General features: G+C 39.1%; 10 protein-coding genes and 2 pseudogenes. 7 read left to right on the top strand and 5 right to left on the bottom strand.

All coding sequences use genetic code 11. The annotated features are described in order from the left end of the window. Positions 1–205 precede the first annotated feature (205 nt). Together K8L98_RS15435 and ppc are read right to left on the bottom strand one after the other, a co-directional pair. Positions 206–604, bottom strand: a complete 399-nt coding sequence (locus K8L98_RS15435; RefSeq protein ID WP_223435917.1) for an SET domain-containing protein — start codon at positions 602–604, stop codon at positions 206–208. 361 nt (positions 605–965) lie between these two features. After that, a complete protein-coding gene (gene ppc, locus K8L98_RS15430) occupies positions 966–3,731 on the bottom strand; it encodes a phosphoenolpyruvate carboxylase (RefSeq protein ID WP_223435915.1) in 2,766 nt (921 codons plus the stop codon). A gap of 211 nt (positions 3,732–3,942) precedes the next feature. On the opposite strand from ppc, the gene K8L98_RS15425 reads away from it, so the two are divergent. The 5 genes from K8L98_RS15425 (at position 3,943) to K8L98_RS15405 (ending at position 9,142) form a co-directional block, all read left to right on the top strand. Continuing rightward, positions 3,943–4,362, top strand: coding sequence for an NUDIX hydrolase (locus K8L98_RS15425; RefSeq protein WP_223435913.1), 420 nt, complete (start codon positions 3,943–3,945; stop codon positions 4,360–4,362). Between the two features lie 208 nt (positions 4,363–4,570). Further along, on the top strand, positions 4,571–5,584 hold the full coding sequence (locus K8L98_RS15420; RefSeq protein WP_223435911.1) for an STAS domain-containing protein: 1,014 nt from the start codon (positions 4,571–4,573) through the stop codon (positions 5,582–5,584). Positions 5,585–5,923: 339 nt separating this feature from the next. Then, positions 5,924–6,592, top strand: a complete 669-nt coding sequence (locus tag K8L98_RS15415; RefSeq protein ID WP_223435909.1) for a hypothetical protein — start codon at positions 5,924–5,926, stop codon at positions 6,590–6,592. An 8-nt stretch (positions 6,593–6,600) separates the two neighbouring features. After that, positions 6,601–7,875, top strand: a complete 1,275-nt coding sequence (locus K8L98_RS15410; protein WP_223435908.1) for an efflux RND transporter periplasmic adaptor subunit — start codon at positions 6,601–6,603, stop codon at positions 7,873–7,875. Positions 7,876–8,041: 166 nt separating this feature from the next. Beyond that, complete coding sequence (locus tag K8L98_RS15405) at positions 8,042–9,142, top strand: glycerophosphodiester phosphodiesterase (RefSeq protein WP_223435906.1); 1,101 nt, start codon at positions 8,042–8,044, stop codon at positions 9,140–9,142. Between the two features lie 470 nt (positions 9,143–9,612). Here the strand turns inward: K8L98_RS15405 and K8L98_RS15400 are convergent, their stop codons facing one another. Beyond that, positions 9,613–13,341 carry a S8 family peptidase gene (locus tag K8L98_RS15400; RefSeq protein WP_223443496.1) on the bottom strand — a complete coding sequence of 1,243 codons (3,729 nt, stop codon included), beginning with the start codon at positions 13,339–13,341 and terminating at the stop codon, positions 9,613–9,615. 847 nt (positions 13,342–14,188) lie between these two features. Here K8L98_RS15400 and K8L98_RS15395 point away from each other — a divergent pair. Continuing rightward, the gene (locus K8L98_RS15395; RefSeq protein ID WP_223435905.1) at positions 14,189–15,562 is read left to right on the top strand and encodes an amino acid permease; all 1,374 of its coding nucleotides are present in this window, start codon (positions 14,189–14,191) and stop codon (positions 15,560–15,562) included. A 230-nt stretch (positions 15,563–15,792) separates the two neighbouring features. On the opposite strand, the pseudogene K8L98_RS15390 reads toward K8L98_RS15395, so the two are convergent. Both K8L98_RS15390 and K8L98_RS15385 read right to left on the bottom strand, forming a co-directional pair. Further along, a pseudogene (locus K8L98_RS15390) lies at positions 15,793–16,229 on the bottom strand (DUF2690 domain-containing protein). A 79-nt stretch (positions 16,230–16,308) separates the two neighbouring features. After that, a pseudogene (locus K8L98_RS15385) lies at positions 16,309–16,777 on the bottom strand (DUF2690 domain-containing protein). 856 nt (positions 16,778–17,633) lie between these two features. Between K8L98_RS15385 and K8L98_RS15380 the strand changes: the two are divergent. Further along, the gene (locus K8L98_RS15380) at positions 17,634–18,386 is read left to right on the top strand and encodes a class I SAM-dependent methyltransferase (protein WP_223435903.1); all 753 of its coding nucleotides are present in this window, start codon (positions 17,634–17,636) and stop codon (positions 18,384–18,386) included. The last annotated feature ends 234 nt before the right edge of the window (positions 18,387–18,620 follow it).

The following is an 18,620-nucleotide window of genomic DNA, read 5'->3' as shown; positions in this document are numbered from 1 at the left end:
ATACACACCCAATGAGTACCCAAATCCAGGATTGAGCCAAAAAAGAGGAATCATAAGCACCATAAATTTAATCTGCTTCGCGGCTTCAAGTGCCACCCTATGTAATTTATGAACTCTACAATCATCAATAAAATGCTCTCTCTTTTAGGATTAAATCCAACTTTAGGAGTCAAAAAAAACTGACTCAACCCGAGTCAGTTTTCCCTTATTTGCTGTCATCTTTTTCATCTTCCCGGTCAAACCAAAGCAGTTCCTGATCTTCTTCGTCGCCGTTGTAGTTGATGAGAATTTCTTCTCCAGCTTTTATGTCTTTGTATGCGCTGAAGATAAATGTATGGTTTTCGAAGCTGATTTCATAAGTGGCATTTGGTGTATAGGAATGGTTGAACAGCATGCCGTAGCCTAATAGGATGGCTGTGTGGTTCTGGCCATATTCAAATGCGTAATCAGCAAGTGTTGTTTTTTCGATATGCTCATGCTCGGCGTTTGGATAAGGAATGACCGGAGCCTCGTGGATAATTTCTCCTTTTGCGATGTCGCGTGTAGCGAACACGCCTCTATTAAATTCCCCGTCGCTGAGGGAAGATGTTTTGATTTCAATCATTTCGTCACCTGTATGATCTTTCCTGTTAAGTTTTTTTACCTATCTAAGCTTGACAGTTCAGTGGGAGAAAAGCAACTGTTTTCACGGATTGTTCTCATTTTTTTGGAAATCCTTTAATTGAAAATATTTAAAGTTCAGCTGAATAGCAGATGAATGGTACATTAAATGATCTTTTCTGAAATGGCTTGACTGGCGGGCCGGATTAGTAATCAACATTATTTTCTTTATAAAAAACGCAGAAAAAAATCGGACACATAACATGTCCGATTTTTTTAGTGATCCTGCCATGAGGGAGTATCCAATCTAGTGTATTGATTTCTAGCTCCTCGGTCAGAACAAGGCTCTTGTGATTTTTCTTAAATCAGCCTGTATTCCGGAGTCCTGCAGCGATTCCGTTTATTGTCAGAAGCACTTCGCTTAACAGCTCTTCATGAGGGCGATCATCTCCTGCTTCACGCAATTTCGAAATCACTTCAACCTGGAAAAAGCTTAATGGGTCTACATAAGGATTTCGGAGTCTTACAGATTCCTGGATGTTTGGAATGTGATCCATTAACTCTGACTGCTCTGTAATCTGGAGCAGGATTTCTTTAGTTCGGTTGTATTCTGCTTTGATATCGTTAAAGATCCGTTCAGCTGCCTGCTGATTGTCGACCATGCCGAGATATTCTTTTGCTGCCATCAAATCGGCTTTTAATAAAGCCATTTGCAGATTGTCGATCGTTGAACGGAAGAACGGCCAGCTTTTGTACATTTGCTGAAGGCGGTCAAGGTTTGCTGCATCCTTTATCCCTCCATGTAATCCAGTTCCGGCTGCATACCAAGCAGGGAGGAGCTGACGGCTCTGTGTCCATGCGAACACCCACGGAATTGCCCGCAAATCTTCAAACCGCTCACTTCCTTTACGGCTCATCGGGCGGGAACCGATATTGAGCGCCCCGAGTTCAGGCAGCGGAGTCGCTTGTTTAAAATAAGTTAAGAAGTCTGGATCTTTAAATACAAGCTCCTGATATTTACTCAGAGACACAGAAGAGATTTGATCCATGGCTTCTTCCCAGTCGTTTGTGCGGATATCTGACTGTTCCGCTTCGCTTGAAACGTGTGCTGCAGCTGTAAGGAGTGTTGAAGCTGCCTGCTCAAGGCTGCGGTAAGCTATGTCATATAAACCATAGCGGGAGGAGAGAACCTCGCCCTGCTCGGTAATTTTGACTCCGTCACCAAGGGTCTCAGCCGGCTGAGAAAGAAGACTGCGGTTAAGAGGACCGCCGCCGCGTCCAAGCGAACCGCCGCGTCCATGGAAAAACTTCAGACGAATGCTGTACTGCTTTGCCATATCATGAATTTCCTGCTGAGCTTTGTAGAGCTTCCAGTTGGCTGTAAGCGTCCCGCCATCCTTACTTCCATCCGAGTAGCCAAGCATGATTTCCTGCAGGTTGTTTTGCTCGTGCAGATGCTTGCGGTAAAAATCCAATTGGAAAAGCTTCTCCATAATTTTAGGACCTGCAATCAAATCATCAATTGTCTCAAGCAGGGGAGCAACATTCAGCTTGCTTTCAATCCGTCCATCAGGGTGAAGACGATAAAGGCCTGCTTCCTTGGCAAGAACCAGCACTTCAAGCAAATCACTCGCTGATTGCGTCATGCTCACTAAGTACACTTCAATTGATCTCTCGCCAAATTCCTTATGTGCGCTGCGGATCATTTGGAAAACTTCCAAAACATCCTGAGTTTCTTTTGAGTAATCCTCTTTAAAGGAAACAAGAGGTCTTGGATCCTGAAGAACATCTCCGAGAAGCTTCATTTTTTCTTCCTCTGACAGGCTCGAATAATCCTCAGCAAGCTTTACGGAATGGAAAATTTCTTTAATTGCAGCCTCATGCTCGCCGCTGTGATTGCGGATATCAAGGGTTGCAAGATGAAAGCCAAACAGTTCGACCTGACGGATCAGCTTCTGCAGACTTTTCAGGTCATACCCTTTAGGATGATGAAGCTTGACACTTTTCTGAATCAGCTTCAGATCATCCAAAAATTGATTAGAAGTTCTATAGCCGTAATCACTCTGCGGATCTAATTTTTTTAACATAATCGTTAATTTGCAGCGATACACTTCATGCTCAACTTGCCATCTTTCTTTTTTGCTTAACAGTGAAACTTCAGTGTGCACTGAAGTAAGCAGCTCATCACTGACAGTCACACGTTTTGTCGATTGGCTAAGTCGCTTTCTCAATTGCTTCAGCGATTCTTTGTATTTCCGGACAGCAAGGGTTCTGTGTTTATTCAGCGTTTTCCATGTGATATCCGCCGTTACATTTGGATTTCCGTCTCGGTCTCCGCCAATCCACGATCCGAAGCGGAGAAAGTTAGGTACCTGCCACTCACTATCCTGATAGTGAGTCTTCAGACAATCCTCCAATTCCTGATGAATTTGAGGCAGCACTTCAAATAATGTTTCATCAAAATAATAAAGCCCATTTGCGACTTCATCCATTACTGTAGGCTTACGGTCTCGCAGTTCATCCGTCTGCCACAAAATCACGACCTCATTAAATAGTCGATCCTCAAGCTCTGCACGTTCACGCTTTGTATGAATCGGCTGATCCAGACTATTAAGCAGCACGGCTATCCGTTTATGAATTTCTAGGACACTTCGTCTTGTCGCCTCTGTTGGATGCGCTGTGATAATCAGCTCCAGCGAAAGGGTCTTGAGCAGATTCTGAATAACGTCAGCAGCAATACCATTTTCTTTTAAAGAAGCAACGGCATTTTCCAATGAACCTGGCTGTTTCACAGACTCTTCCTGAAATTGATAATCGCGTTTTCGTCTGATTCGGTGGTTCTGTTCTGCGATATTGACTAAATGAAAGTAGACTGCAAAGGCTCTGATAACCTGCTTTCTAAGCGGAGGTTCAAGCGTTCTTATTTCCCTTTTTAAATCGGAATATATAGAATCATCCGCATGGCTGCGAAGCGATTTTGTCATCTCCCGGATTTTTTCGACCTTATCTAACAGCGGCTGTCCGCCCTGGTGAACGAGTACATCACCCAGCATGTTACCAAGGAACTTTACATCACGGCGCAGTGCCGCGTTATGATCACGATCTTGTATGATTTCTGTTTTTACCGTCATTCTATGCACCTCTTTTTACTGGAATGGATTCCATCTTTTTAACATTTGTTTTTTGAAAATTAAAATAATGATAAGTTTACCATGAATCGTATAAAAATGCATAGTATTCGCTTTTAAATTGTTCTGAACATTAGAATTCCTATGTTAAAATATTGTAATACTTACTATATTTGTTTTATGAAATAAACTAGTTTAAAGGGGGAGACATCAAATGAAAAGAGTAGATGTAGCTTATGTATTTTTATACGATGATAAAAATAACAAGATATTAATGGTGAAAAATAAAGGAAAACGTCCTTCCTCCTACTATACATTACCTGGTGGCGCAGTTGAGAATGGTGAAACCCTTGAGCAAGCTGCAATTCGAGAAGTTAAAGAAGAAACGGGGTTAGAAGTTTCCGTTAATGGCATCATTAGTGTAAGCGAAGCATTTTTTGAAGAAAGAGGGCATCATGTCATTTTCTTTACTTTTATTGGCCGAATAATCGGTGGAAAACAAGAAATCTTATTGCCGGCAGAAATTGAAGAAATCACATGGATGGATGCTGAGATGGCCGCACAATATCTTCATCTTTCAGGTGGACAGCTGGAATTGAGCAATGTAATTCCTTATATACTCAAAAGAAAATGATTATTGCTGAACTATTAGAGAGGTCTCATTATACTCAGGTGTCTTCTGCGATTATTACTTTTATTAAATTTAGAAATATTGGACTAAGATTATGATCATTCACTATTTAAAGAAGTAACCGACACTCTGCTCCTGTTCAACAGTAGTATGCTATTATATATATAGTTTACATATAAATACATGGTACTTATTCGAAAAGGAGAAAATAATGAACTCTTCTATTAATATAGGCGGTCTTGATTTTAAATGGGACTTGGAAAAAGGTCAATTTTTATTTGAGGAACAAGATGCCGTTCTTTTCTGGATTTCAAGTGCAATGAAAACGTTCTTTGATACTATTGAAGAAATTTCTGGTGAGGAAGCATCTAATTTAGTTTTTGAGACTACAGGATTCAGACAGGGGCTAGTGGTTGGAGAGTACTTTGCGAAATTGAAAAATGTCAGTATTATAGAAGCGACAGAGTTAATTACAAATACATATGCTTCAGCTGGCTGGGGCCGCGCTGAAATAAATCATATTCATTTAGACTTAAAAAAACTGACAGTTGAGCTGAAAGACAGCTGGGAACATAAGATTAATATAGCGCAAAGAAAGACCAAGGGAGGCAATTTTCTTCCTGCACATTATGCAGGGATTTTTACTGGACTTTTTGGTGTAAATATATGGTACAAAGTCGTTCAGCATCAACTCGAAGGACACACACAAAGTGTGATTGAATACTTTCCATCAGACATTACTATAACAAATAACATTCACCAATTAGCCAGAAAAAAGGAAACCGAACAAATTATACAGTTAGAAGCTTTAGTTGAAGATAAAACAAGAGAATTGAAAGCACTTGTTAAACAACTTTCTTCTCCAATCATTCCCGTACTTGAAGGAATTGTGGTTGTTCCTTTAATTGGAAAATATGATGAGGAAAGATCTGAAGAACTTTGTGAAAAAACGTTATCGAATCTTCCATCACATCAAGCAATTTACCTTGTCCTTGATTTGACAGGTTTAGATAACGATCTTAGCGAGCAGACAACAAGTTTTATTTCAAGAATTGGATCGGCAGCAAATCTTACAGGCACGAAAACAGTTCTTGTGGGAATTTCTCCTGAACTAAGTATGCAAATCACTCAATCGGAAATTGATTTCTCTAAATTTGATTGTTTTCAAACTCTGCAGCACGGAATTCTGTATGCTTTAGGGCAAATAGGACGTCAGATCTTTTAATAAAAAAATGCGATCCTTCAAAAGAAGAAGAGTCGCATTTTTTTAGTATAATTAGTAATGGGAGAAGTCTAAAATCTAAATATAGATATTATTGATTAAATTTGCAGGTTTTATTTAGCTGATTAATATTATATATCCTATTGTCGAGCCAATGGTATATATCCAACCGATTCCTTCTCCATTAAAAGTAACGTTTATATATAGTTTCATTTTTTAATATATTCAGTTAAGATTCATTTCAATTTTTCTCATGTTATATTCCGGAAGTAACTGTTATTAAGTGTGAAAATATGCTATAAATTTCTAGTAACCGTTTTTATTTTTGACAGGAGGACTACCATGCACCAAGTTCGTATACTCGAAGGCTTACTAGATCCAATTACACATTTTGAAAAGCTTCATCAATCAGAAAAAGTGAAGGGTCTCTGGTTAAGAATTGCTGCACTCATTGGATTAAGTCTGCTCCTTGCTGCAGGCAGCGCTTATTTAGGCATACATACGGAAGAAATTATGAAATTGATGGATACGATTGAAAAGGAGAAGCTGGAATTCGCTAAGCTTCTATTTGGGATTGGCGGACTTTTATCGGGATTACTTTCTCCTATATTCACTCTTCTATTCTTTACATTAGTATATAGAGTGTTTTTTTATGAAATAGGGTGGGTCAGGCTTTTTACAATCGGATTGTTTCCGGCATTTCTGTTATTCATAGAAAAAGTGCTGAACTTCCCGCTCTTCTATTATTTAGGAATTAATTCGGAATCCTCTCCATTCGGTTTAGGCGTCCTTATCCAGTTAATTTCAAACCAGCCATTTCTTGTGAATGCACTAAGTCATGTCACAATCTTTCTGGTATGGAGTGCCTGGATCCAAATGATAGCTTTGCAGAAGATGTCGGATAAAACCATGAAATCAATCATAAGCATCGTGCTATTTGCTTATTTCATTTTTATTTTGGTTACTGCTTCATTCGTTTTATTAACACAAAACCTGGGGATTTCGCTGTAGGGGGATATATGAAAAAGCAAACGTTGATCGGGATTATCATCACTATCAGTCTAGCATTCATCATAATAAATATAAGCATCATTCTGAGCACAGATCACATAGAGAGGTCTAAAGCATTAAACTCGTATTCCAATATTGAAAATGGGGACTTAAAGAAACTGCTTTCTACTAAAGGAGTCGTGATTCCTTCTTCGAATTATTCCATTAAATATGATAAATCGTTAGGAACGATTAATGAAGTAAAGGTGTCTGAGGGAGATGTGATTTTGGCAGGGGACATTCTCATTGAATATCAAACTGGACATATAGATGCTGAAATTGAGGGACTGGAACAGCAGTTCAGCAGATTGAATGCCAGGATGAGTTCAGCTGAATCTGATTTGTCTTCTCTAGAGCAGCAGCTGAGTGAGGCACAGGCTGACTCCTCACCTGATCTCTTTGATACTGAAAATAATAGTATTGATAGTAATAATAGTAATAATAGTGATAATAGAGATAATGAAAACAGTGAAGAAGTGATAAGCAATCAAATTGGCGACAAACAGGATCAAATTGAAGATCTCAATTTGCAGGTGGACGGGGTGAATCAGAAAATCACCCAGTTGCATGGGGAGAAAGCGAAATATACGATTACCAGCAAAATGGATGGAACAGTTACTGAAATCAATCCATATCCACAAAGTGAGAATGAAGCCGTAGTCTCAATTAATTCAAATCAGCCTTTTCTCATTGAAGGAAAGCTTTCAGAAAAACAAGCGGCCAAAGTGAAAGAGGGACAAAAAGTAATCGCATCCGCAAACGTTTTGCCTGATCAGAAAAAAGAGGGTACGGTAAAAGAATTGAAAATGGATCCAATCGGAGTGCCATCCGTCGAAGAAAAAGAAAGCTTTTATCCATTTCGGGCTGAAATGATCGAAGCTGATGAAACCTGGCATCACGGCTATCACATCAGTCTTGATATCGTTCTTGATGAGCGAAATGGAGTTGTTGTCATACCTGATTCCGTTATTCAAAAAAAGGCAGGAAAAACCTATGTTTACGTTGTTAAAAATGGAAGACTGGAAAAAAGAGAAATAAATCTTGGGCTAGAGGTAAATAACCGCACTGAGGTGCTGCAAGGATTAGCAAAAGGTGAAAGAATCGTCAGTCATCCATCGAAAGATATAAAAGATAAGATGGAGATTTTCATGCCGATAAATCATCGTTATGTTGAGAAGAAAACACTAAAAACATTCTCGAGTGAACAGAGGGTTCGTTTGATTTTAAGAGGATTTGTTCATTAACAAAAAAGGTTTGATCAATGTATCGGCGGAGTAACTAGGTATCTATAACTATGTCATTCTTCTTATTTTTCTTTATATTTTCTTATTATTTGTATGCACTAGAATTAACAAAATCACTTTATACTTTATTCGGATAATACTTTTAAGAGTATAAAGGAGATGTCAGATGAAAAGAAAAAAGTTTTTAAATGCAGCAATTGCAGCACTGATAGTGAGTACTATGGTTTCAACTGGAGATGGACAGACCGTTTCAGCGGCTGAGAGGACAGGCTATGGATCAACTGAATTTGATCTCCAGGCACACCGCGGCGGAATAGGGCTGACAGTTGAATCTACTATTGCATCATTCTCTAAAGCTCTTGAACTCGGAGTAAATACCCTTGAGCTAGATGTGCAGATCACTGAGGATCATCAAGCTGTTGTGACACATGACCGCAAGATTTCAGGAGGAAACTGTCAGGATACAGCTCCGGCATTTTCAGGTGATCCCGAGTACCCGTATGTTGGAAAATACATAAAAAATCTAACGCTTGAGCAAATCCGCACTCTTGACTGCGGTTCAAAAACAAAGCCGCAGTATCCAGGACAGGAGACTAGTCCAGGAGCTAAGATGCCGCTGCTGACTGAAGTTTTCGATCTGGTCAAACGCTACAACGCAAAAAAGGTCCGAATGAATATCGAAACAAAGGTAGAAGCGGGTGCTCCTCATGAAACCGCCCCGCGTGAAGAATTTGTTCAAATTGTTGCCCGAGAAGTCCGTGAGGCAGGAATGCTTGACAGAGTCTCCATTCAAAGCTTTGACTGGGGGTCACTTATGCGAATGCGTGAAGTTGAGCCAAGTCTCCCTATCATAGCGCTGACAAACGGTCCGCAATTTTTGCAGCCAGGCCAGCCGGGAGCATCTCCATGGCTGGGTGGAATCGATATCGACACTTTTGACGGAGACTTAGTTGCAGCAGCCAAATCATTTGGAGCAGATGCAATCTCGCCAGTACACGGATTTCCACAGAACGGCAAAATCACCGATGAAAACTACGAACCATACGTAACAAAACAAATGGTGGCAGATGCTCACGAAGCCGGAATAAAAGTGATTCCATGGACAGTAAATGATTCTCCAACAATGCACAAACTAGTAGAGGATGGAGCGGACGGCATCATAACTGATTATCCAGACCGTCTCCGTGAAGTCATGTCTCAGCATGGTTTTAAGATGCCTAAAAGATATAAAGGGCCAAATAGTAATTACCTGCCTATAAATAACTAATCGGACTCTGTTCATGAATATAAAAATGCAATCCAGGGACAGGGATTGCATTTTTTATTTGGATTTAGAAAAATAACAGATATTACCCATTTTTCTTGAGTTATATGATATGGTTTAGGAGGAAATAAAAGGATTTTCTTGTATATAAAATGTCAAAAAACGAATGTGAGGAGAATTCGTATGAACGCAATTAAGAAGATTTTACGTTACATAAAAGGCTCCGGAAGAGGGCGATAGGGCTTTCTTAAAGAGAAAGCCCTGGAGTGAAAATGATAATTTCTCTAATGCTTTTTGGATCCTTTATTGAAAGCAGGATAACAGTTGGAACATATCTAATTGGGGGATAAAATAGCAAGAGCAGATCTTTAGTGATTTTGCTCTTTATTTGCTGTTTCAGCGTAGATACTGGATAAAAATAAGCATACCCATCTAATGTGGATATGCTGCAGAACTCTGACTTATTCAGTATGTTATCTTAAACCGTATGCCTTAATGACTTCCTGAGAAATTTTATTGCCTTGATCATCCCAAGCTGCTGCTCTTAAGGAAACATATTTACCAGATTTTGGATTGTTGATTTTGGCTGTCCACTGAGCATTTGCTTTCTGTTCAAGTTTTACTGATTTCCATGACTTTCCTTCATTAAACGAAACTTCTAAAGCGGCACCTGCAATGTTGCCATAGCCTTCTGCACCTTCCAGTTTAGACACTGATAAATCAAGCGTGGTGGAGGGAGCAGCCAATGCGTTCCCATTCATATCTGTCTCTACGTTATAATCAAGAGAATAAAACGGGAGGCTGTTGCGCATTTCATCCTGTTCTTGTGACCAGAACGTCCATTCTGTATGTGTGCTCACGGACGTGGACCAGCGCTCGGCATCACGAACAGCATCACTCACCAGACGGTATTGTTTACGATCTTCAGAAACTCCGCTGAAAATATTTAGAGCTTGCCCTTTACCTTCTTTTACAAGCGCATCTCCTTGAAATAGCTTGAGAGTTTGATTTTTAACGGAAACATCATAAGTGGCTCCGCCAGTATGTCCTTTTCCTGAGTCCGCCCAAGCCGGAATATTAAATTGGAAAGAGTTCCCTTGTCGGAACGGAGTCCAATATCCTTCACCCAACCGCGGACGTGATACTGGTGAGAACCAGTTTTCCTGAAGCCTTTGACCCTTTTTATAAGTAACCGCAGGCTGACGAATTTCCCAGGGACTGTCGATGACATTTGCCTGGTGATACCATCTTGTATCTTCCGTTGCTGATACCCATTCAGCTCGAACAGAAGGCAACGCTAATTTGTATAAAAATCCTACCGCTCCTCTTGTATGCGGGCGCAGGTCATAGCGGAACTCTCCGCCAGGAGCTTCACGGTCTGATTTATAACGAGTATCAATTTTGACTAGCTCATTGTTTGAAGGGGCATACGTTAAATCTTTAGGAATGCTGCCCTCATGTACATCCATTAAATCATAAACGTAAGGTGTATTTACTTCACCTTCTACTTGAAGTTTAAGATTACCTGAGCGAGAAGCAGTAATGAGCTTGTCACCTTCTCTTTTACTTATTGAGGCAACAGCCAGAGGCAAGTCCGTATAATCTGAATTTCCTGCATACTCACTAAATTCCTTATTTTCATAGTTTGCGATAATAAGAAGCTTAGCACCTGCTGCATTTGCTGCGATGGCTTGTTCAGATGTTGAAACCTCACTGCTGCGATCCACGAGAACCGCTTTTCCTTTTGCTTTCAAGCGCTCATAATCAGAAGAACTTCCTTTTCCTGCATAGACCGCTGATAAGTTATATTTTCCATCAAGAGGCGTACTCCCCGCAAGCGGAATATCATCCAGTACTTTTCCTTTAAAATTAATTTCAAGAACTGGTTTCGTTAATCGCCATCTAGTCAAATATTCAAACTCTCCGGTCGCTACTTCTTTTGTTGGAACAGCGTACATTTTATCAATCCAAACAGGCATTAAATAGATATGATTGATAGATTTGTCCTCAATTGATCGGTAATACTCCATACGCTGGTAGCTTGGTTCTGTTTTCTTCGGCACTTCGGTTGTTATTTCTTTCGCTTTTCGCGCATCGAGTTCTACCGTTTTAGGACCGTCTAAGTTGATTTCAGGAGTACCCACCAAAGCTATGCCATGCTGGTCTGTATCAGTATCCACTTCCATCATGGACATAGCAGAATATGTTCCAGGGCGTAAACGTAATTCTGTTGTTCCGTTAACAGCAACGAATTCGACATCCATATCTTTGTTGACTAGACCGACATACGTAAGGGCAGGGGCACCTTTACGGTCAGTGGCTTTAAATGTAAGAGAGTATTTTTCCTCTTCTTTCACCATGCCCATTGCTGTATGTGCAATTTGTTTGCCTGAATGATCTTTTGCAGTTAGATGCCCTTGATAGCGAGAGCCTAATTCACCTAGATCAGCATTCAAGGTTACAGTTACTTCTTTCTTACTGTTTGCGGGAACAGTGATTTGGCTCTCAGATACACTTAACATTCCAGCGGGTGCATCTTGACCAGTTGTATTTTTAAAATCAGCTTGGAGATGTAATGTCACAGCTTGATCGCCATCGTTTGTATAGGTGACTGTTTTTTGAACAGGCTCTACTTGATCATGAGGCCATTTGAAAAATCCGAACGACAGTGAACCTGTTGCACTTACTTCGCTTAATGCTGCTGGTACATCCAGTCGGCCGGTTCCAGCATGAAAAGCAGAGTAATTTAGTTTCTTGGAGGTGCTCATTAATGTTTCTTTTAGTTGAGAACCGTTCCAGTCAGGATTCTTCTGTAAAAGGATTGCAGCTGCACCAGCCACATGTGGAGTTGCCATAGAAGTACCATCCTTACTCGAATAAAAACCGCTTCCCGGTGCAAAATTGGAACGTGCTGCGATAATACCGACACCTGGTGCAGACAAGTCAGGTTTTAGACCCATATCTCCAAATCGAGGTCCTTTTGAAGAAAAATAAGCAAGATTGTCTGTTTTATCAACCGCTCCGATTGTCAGCGCGGAATCAGCTGCACCAGGTGAACCGATACTGCCTTCTGCTCCGCTATTACCTGCAGCAATAACAAATAGTGTGCCATTTTCCTTGCTGAGTCTGTTTACTGCTTGAGACATTGGATCCGTTCCATCAGAAGGCTCTGAGGTTCCTAGACTCATATTCACTACTTTTGCACGTTCAGAAGCCCATTCCATCCCGTCAATAATCCAAGAATCTAAGCCGCTTCCTTGATCACTTAACACTTTACCTACAACTAGACGGGCTTCAGGCGCAACTCCTTTGTTTTTTCCATCTGAAGCTGCTCCGGTTCCTAATACAGTCGAAGCGACATGTGTCCCGTGACCATTCCCATCATCTACGGTTTCTCCGGGTACAAAACTTACTGCCTCGTCTAACTGTCCTGCAACGTCAGGGTGATTCCGGTCGATGCCTGAATCAAGTACCGCCACCTTAATCCCTTTACCTGTAAAACCTGATTCCCATGCGGTCGGTGCACCTATCTGGGGAACACTATTTTCTAACGTTGCTTCTACACGGCCATCGAGCCAAATCTTTTCGATTCCATGCTCAAATTGTAAAGAATCTGTTTTTGCTTTTTGTACTGTTGCATTTTGGGGGATAATCTCATCCCAAAACGTATCCGCTTCTTTTTTAGAAGTCGAAAGAGCAGCACCATTGATGCTTTCTAATACTCGTTCGATTTGAGTTCCTTTAAGGGCTGGTTTCTTTTGGTGAATAGATCTGGATTTTGAGTCTGCATATTCTACGATAATCGGTAATGAAGCAAGCTTCTTGTCATCATATCCATTTTTAATCAACTTAGTAACATTAAACAAATCCTTGTCTAATTTGTCAGCCGCAAGATATGGCATGGCTGAACTCGGGATTACATAGGTGTCTTCACCTATATTCAGAACTTGTGCGCCAGCTCCATTGCGATCAGCAGGTTCTACATTGATGACACTCTTGCCGCCTTCGATCGTCCGTATTTCAACGACATCCCCAGTGATTAAGGTAATGGTTTGTACATCATGACCGCTTTTACTGTTTACAATCACAGAACTCTCCAATGACTTTTCAAGATTCGTTTTATCAGATGCTTTTACATCATAAAGGGGTGAAGCAAGTAAAACTGTGGAAAGAGAGGCAGCTAAAAACGTTTTCATATTCATTTTTTTCAAAATACTTCCTCCTAATAGCTAAAATCGGATAATTAGAATGTGTCATGTCTCTGGAGCAGGGAATTAATTTCTAGATCGTTCATAAAAAAAGGAAATTTAGTACCAGCTAATAGAGCAGAAACACCTCCTAGGCCAATTAATCAGCAATTCTGAATGGAAGTAAGTAATTCTGGCTGAAGATCAGATGGTTTTTAAGAGGCACTTAATTTAATAGAATTTTATAGTGAGATGAAATGAATAACAATTGGGGTAATTTTAGAGGGTTTTAGACCTATACTTTTCTATCAAAATCTTATCTATATTAAAAAAAGTGTGGAAAAAGTGTAAATAGATCTATTGATATTCCGATTATTGTAAATTGAATTGGGGTTTAAATTGCGATATTGTTTATTTGAAAATTCTATGAAAGCGTAGGTATATTTCATAAAAAAGAAAACTAATGCTTAACTGAGTCCAATAAGAAGTATATTCTTATAAGGATTTTTTTAAATTTTCATTGTATTAAAATATTTATTATTACATTTACTGTTTTGTAAATAATGGATTTTGATTATTAATAGTAAAGTGTTTACCTGAAAAAAACATTTGTATTTTTTAAGTAAATTTATTATTATAAAATAAATAAATGGCGATTAAAAACCGTTATTAAGATAATGAATCTTTCAAACTATAAGGAATGGAGATTAAAGGGAAGTAAAGAATGAATTTTGAGGTAATCTTCCTAAAATAGATTGAAAAAAAGAAAGCCCTGCTTCTTCATTTCGGTCCCGAATAGTGAGAGATTGATCGTATCTTGCTTAAGTTTTGCGTTATTAATAGTGTTAGGGGAGGAAATGGAATGGCAAACAAAGAACTGAAGAGAGGCTTGGAATCTCGTCACATTCAGATGATTGCTCTTGGCGGTACTATTGGTGTTGGTTTATTTATGGGGTCAGCTAGCACTATCCAATGGACGGGTCCGTCAGTCCTGCTTGCTTATGCAATCTGCGGAATATTTATATTTTTTATTATGCGTGCAATGGGAGAAATGCTGTATTTAGAGCCAAGTACAGGTTCCTTTGCGACTTTCGGCCATAAGTACATACATCCATTAGCAGGTTATATGACTGCTTGGAGTAACTGGTTCCAGTGGGTTGTCGTAGGAATATCAGAAATTATAGCGGTTGGGGCATACATGAAGTACTGGTTCCCGGATCTGCCTGCTTGGATACCAGGTATCATCGCTATGGTCATTCTTGGTGCAGCCAACTTAATTTCCGTAAAGTCATTCGGTGAATTTGAATTTTGGTTTGCGATGATTAAAATCGTTACAATAATCTTGATGATTATTGCAGGGATTGGTCTTATTTTCTTCGGATTTGGCAACGGAGGAGACGCAATCGGTTTATCTAACCTTTGGGCACATGGCGGTTTCTTTACAGGCGGCTGGTCAGGATTTTTCTTTGCATTATCACTGGTTATTGCAGCTTATCAAGGGGTCGAACTCATCGGGATTACAGCTGGAGAAGCGAAAAATCCGCAAAAAACGATCACAAACGCGATTCAAAGTATTATTTGGCGTATTTTAATCTTCTATATTGGTGCTATTTTTGTTATTGTCACTGTTTTTCCTTGGGATCAGCTTGATACTCTTGGAAGCCCGTTTGTCTCAACTTTTGCGAAAATTGGGATTACAGCAGCAGCTGGTATTATTAACTTTGTTGTAATTACAGCAGCAATGTCTGGCTGTAATAGTGGTATATTCAGTGCCGGGCGCATGCTCTATACATTGGGAGTGAATGGTCAAGCGCCAAAATTATTTACGAAAATCTCACGTAATGGTGTGCCATTATATGGAACGATTGCAGTACTTATCGGTTTAGCCATTGGTGTTGTTTTAAACTATATTGCTCCGCCAAAGATATTTGTGTACGTATACAGTGCAAGTGTGCTGCCGGGTATGATTCCATGGTTTGTCATACTTATTAGTCAAATTCGATTCAGAAGAGAAAAAGGGGCTGAAATGGCCAAACATCCATTTAAAATGCCTTTTGCTCCTGTTACAAACTATTTGACAATTGCCTTCTTGATGATGGTATTAATCGGTATGTGGTTTAATGATGAAACGCGTATATCGCTTATAGTAGGGATTGTTTTCCTTGGCATCGTGATAATTAGTTATTACGCTTTGGGAATAAGCAAGCGTGTCCCAGCAGATACTCAGGAGAGATGATTTGAGTAACTAAACGATCATTCGCTTTGTTTAAAGTTGATTTTTGGTCCAAGGCGTGCGATGCTGCACTTTCAGTTTCGCACGCTTTTTCATTCAGCAAAGAAAAATGGATGATTTAGGGGTAAATGCCTGCTATTGAAATGTTATTTTCTTTTTGTTTTTAAACAAAAACCTTCGTTCTGTAAGTGAACGGAGGTTTTTCATGTTTGTGGTAAATAAGCTTTATTTACCTAATACCAAATTGTTACTGCTTTTTTATAGGCATCACTATTAGGAATGGCGTGAATTCCCTGAGCTTGAGCTTTTCGCGGGTCTAAGTCATAAACCATTGGCGTATAACAAGAGGTTTGACCTTTATTACGACCCCATTGCCTCCTGAGCTATTACACGTATAAGCTTTGCCGTCTGTGCTTCGAATAATTCTTGCGTCTGCTTCATGAGTGTATACTGCCGGACTAGTAACCGTAACTTTCGCCCAGGCAGTTTTACAAGTGGTGCTATATTTTAATTCCACATAAGAAACGGAATCAATCCACACTTTATCTTTTGTCACAGCAGAACTTGCGCAACTGTTATAATAGGGGCTTTTTCCATCATAAGAATGATTTTCAGCACTTGTTTGGCCAGCCCCAAATCCAAATGATACAAAGACCATCGACAAAGTCATTATGATTGATAAACCTATCTTTTTCTTCAATCTTTTCATCCTTTCGTAAATAAAAGCTGATGAAGGTTTTGCTGATAAATTAATACCAGTCTGTTTCTCCAGCTGTATACGGCCAGAATCCAACTGCCTTTGCTTTTCTTGGATCTAAATCGTAAACCATAGGTGTATAACAAGACGTTTGCCCCTTATTTATTTCCCCATTTCCTCCGGAAGAGGAACAGCTATATTGTTTGTTATCAGTGTTTCTCACGACTAATGCAGTTGCTTCACCATCAGCTTTGGCAGGTCTGCTAAGTGATTTTCGCCCATGCGGTTTTACATTTTGTGCTGAATTTCAGCTCTAAATCGGCAGTTGCCCCATTTGCATAAATTTTTACACTTTTCTTTGTAACTGCACTAGCCGCACAACTATTGTAATAAGGACTTTTTCCATCATAGACGTGAGTTTCTGCATAAACCTTATCTGTGAAATCCAGAGAGCCAAAAAGAACAAAAAAAGCTGCAAGGGTCATTGAAATACAGGTAAATACTCTGCGAAAGACATTCATAAAAAGTCACCTCTTTACAATTATTCAAAACATTTTTAAAACACTTCACCACATTACACCCTGTGAAAGGTAATTTTAAGGGTATTTTATCCTTAACTTTCAACTAAAGGATAAATATGTAAATAAGTCTAGAATTCATCCATAAATTTACATAAGTTGAGCATTATGACTTCATTTGTAAAATTGTTTCAATTCTATGGTAAATTATGGATTTTATTGAATTTCATTGAATTTAACGATTGTAATAAATAGAGATCCAAATGGACTTCTTTTTAATACGGAGGAAAAAAGTCCTTATAAATTAGGAAAGAAGTATTGTTAACACATCACATCAGTGTAATAAAAGCAGGAATCTCTCATTAAAAAATACGGATGTCCAAATCACGATGACAATTCAAGTGGCCTGCAAAAAGCTCTTGCATCTGAAGTTGTCAGGTTTCCCTGATTCATTGATTTATTCGAAAGTTTGAACTTTCTCAGTCTGATTTTCCTTACTATGGGTGCTTATCCAAAAGAGGGCGCCTTAATTCATTTAAATTAGATATCCAGAAAACTTTTTGATTTTGAGGACTTTTACCTTTATTTACATGTATATTAAATGATAAGGACTCACTTCTGCTGCACGAGATAGGTGGAACTGTTGGTAAAAAACTAGGCTTTAATGATAGTATGAATAGGTCTGGTAAAATAAGGGAAATTACAGTTCAATTTAGGTAAACAAGAATAATGTTTTTAATAGCATAAAGATTATAATCTCATGGGGTGATAGTAATGGTTAGAAGAATATAGGCAGCCTCCTGAATTAGAAGTGAAACATTTTAGGAGGCTAATTCAATATACAGGAGATGGATATCTGATGAAACAAAATAAGTATGATGATGCAAATTTCTTTTCAGCATATGAACAAATGCCCCGGTCAATAGATGGGCTTAAAGCTGCTGGAGAATGGCATGTATTAAAAGCATTATTACCAGAGTTGTCTAATAAAAATGTTCTTGATCTGGGATGCGGTTTTGGCTGGCATTGCCGATATGCACGTGAGCAGCAGGCAAGGTCAGTTACAGGGATCGATATTTCTGAAAAAATGCTTCAAAAGGCTCGTGAAAAAACAGATGATCCTTTCATTTCATATATCAAAATGCCAATAGAAGAGATTCATTTTTCAGACTCGCAATTCGATGTGGTTATCAGTTCATTAGCCTTTCACTATATTAAGTCATTTGACACAATATGCAAAAAAGTCTATGAGTGTCTAGCACCTGGCGGTACGTTTGTTTTTTCTGTTGAACACCCAATCTTCACTGCTCGAGAAGAACAGGATTGGTTTATAGATGAACAGGGGATCCGTATCCATTGGCCAGTTGACAACTATCAATCAGAAGGATTGCGAGAAACAACATTCTTAACTGAGAACGTTGTAAAATATCATCGTACGATTTCCACATATATTAATGACTTAATTGGCGCTGGTTTTAGTATAAGAGTAATCAAAGAACCTGTTCCTTCAGATGAAATGGTAAAGAGTGTACCTGATATGAAAGATGAAATCCGGAGACCTATGTTTTTAATCATTTCTGCAGAAAAGGAAATGACTTCTTTACTTAAATAATTTTTCAATTGAAGACATCATATTTTGATATTCATAATTGCGTTCCTTTACAATTATAGTAAGGAGCGTTTTTTTAATGGTGTTTCTTTTAATATGCGGCAGCCTTCTATAGCTTCATGGATCCTAAACAATCGGGTGCCCAGGATATTATTTCATCCTAATGATACAATTGTGGTAAATATTTTATCAGAGGAAAGACTGAAAGAGCTCATACTAGATCTCCATTTTTGAGAA

The organism is Metabacillus dongyingensis, from assembly GCF_019933155.2.
Classification (GTDB): Bacteria; Bacillota; Bacilli; order Bacillales; family Bacillaceae; genus Bacillus_P; species Bacillus_P dongyingensis.
This window is presented reverse-complemented; position numbering and strand designations above follow the sequence as displayed.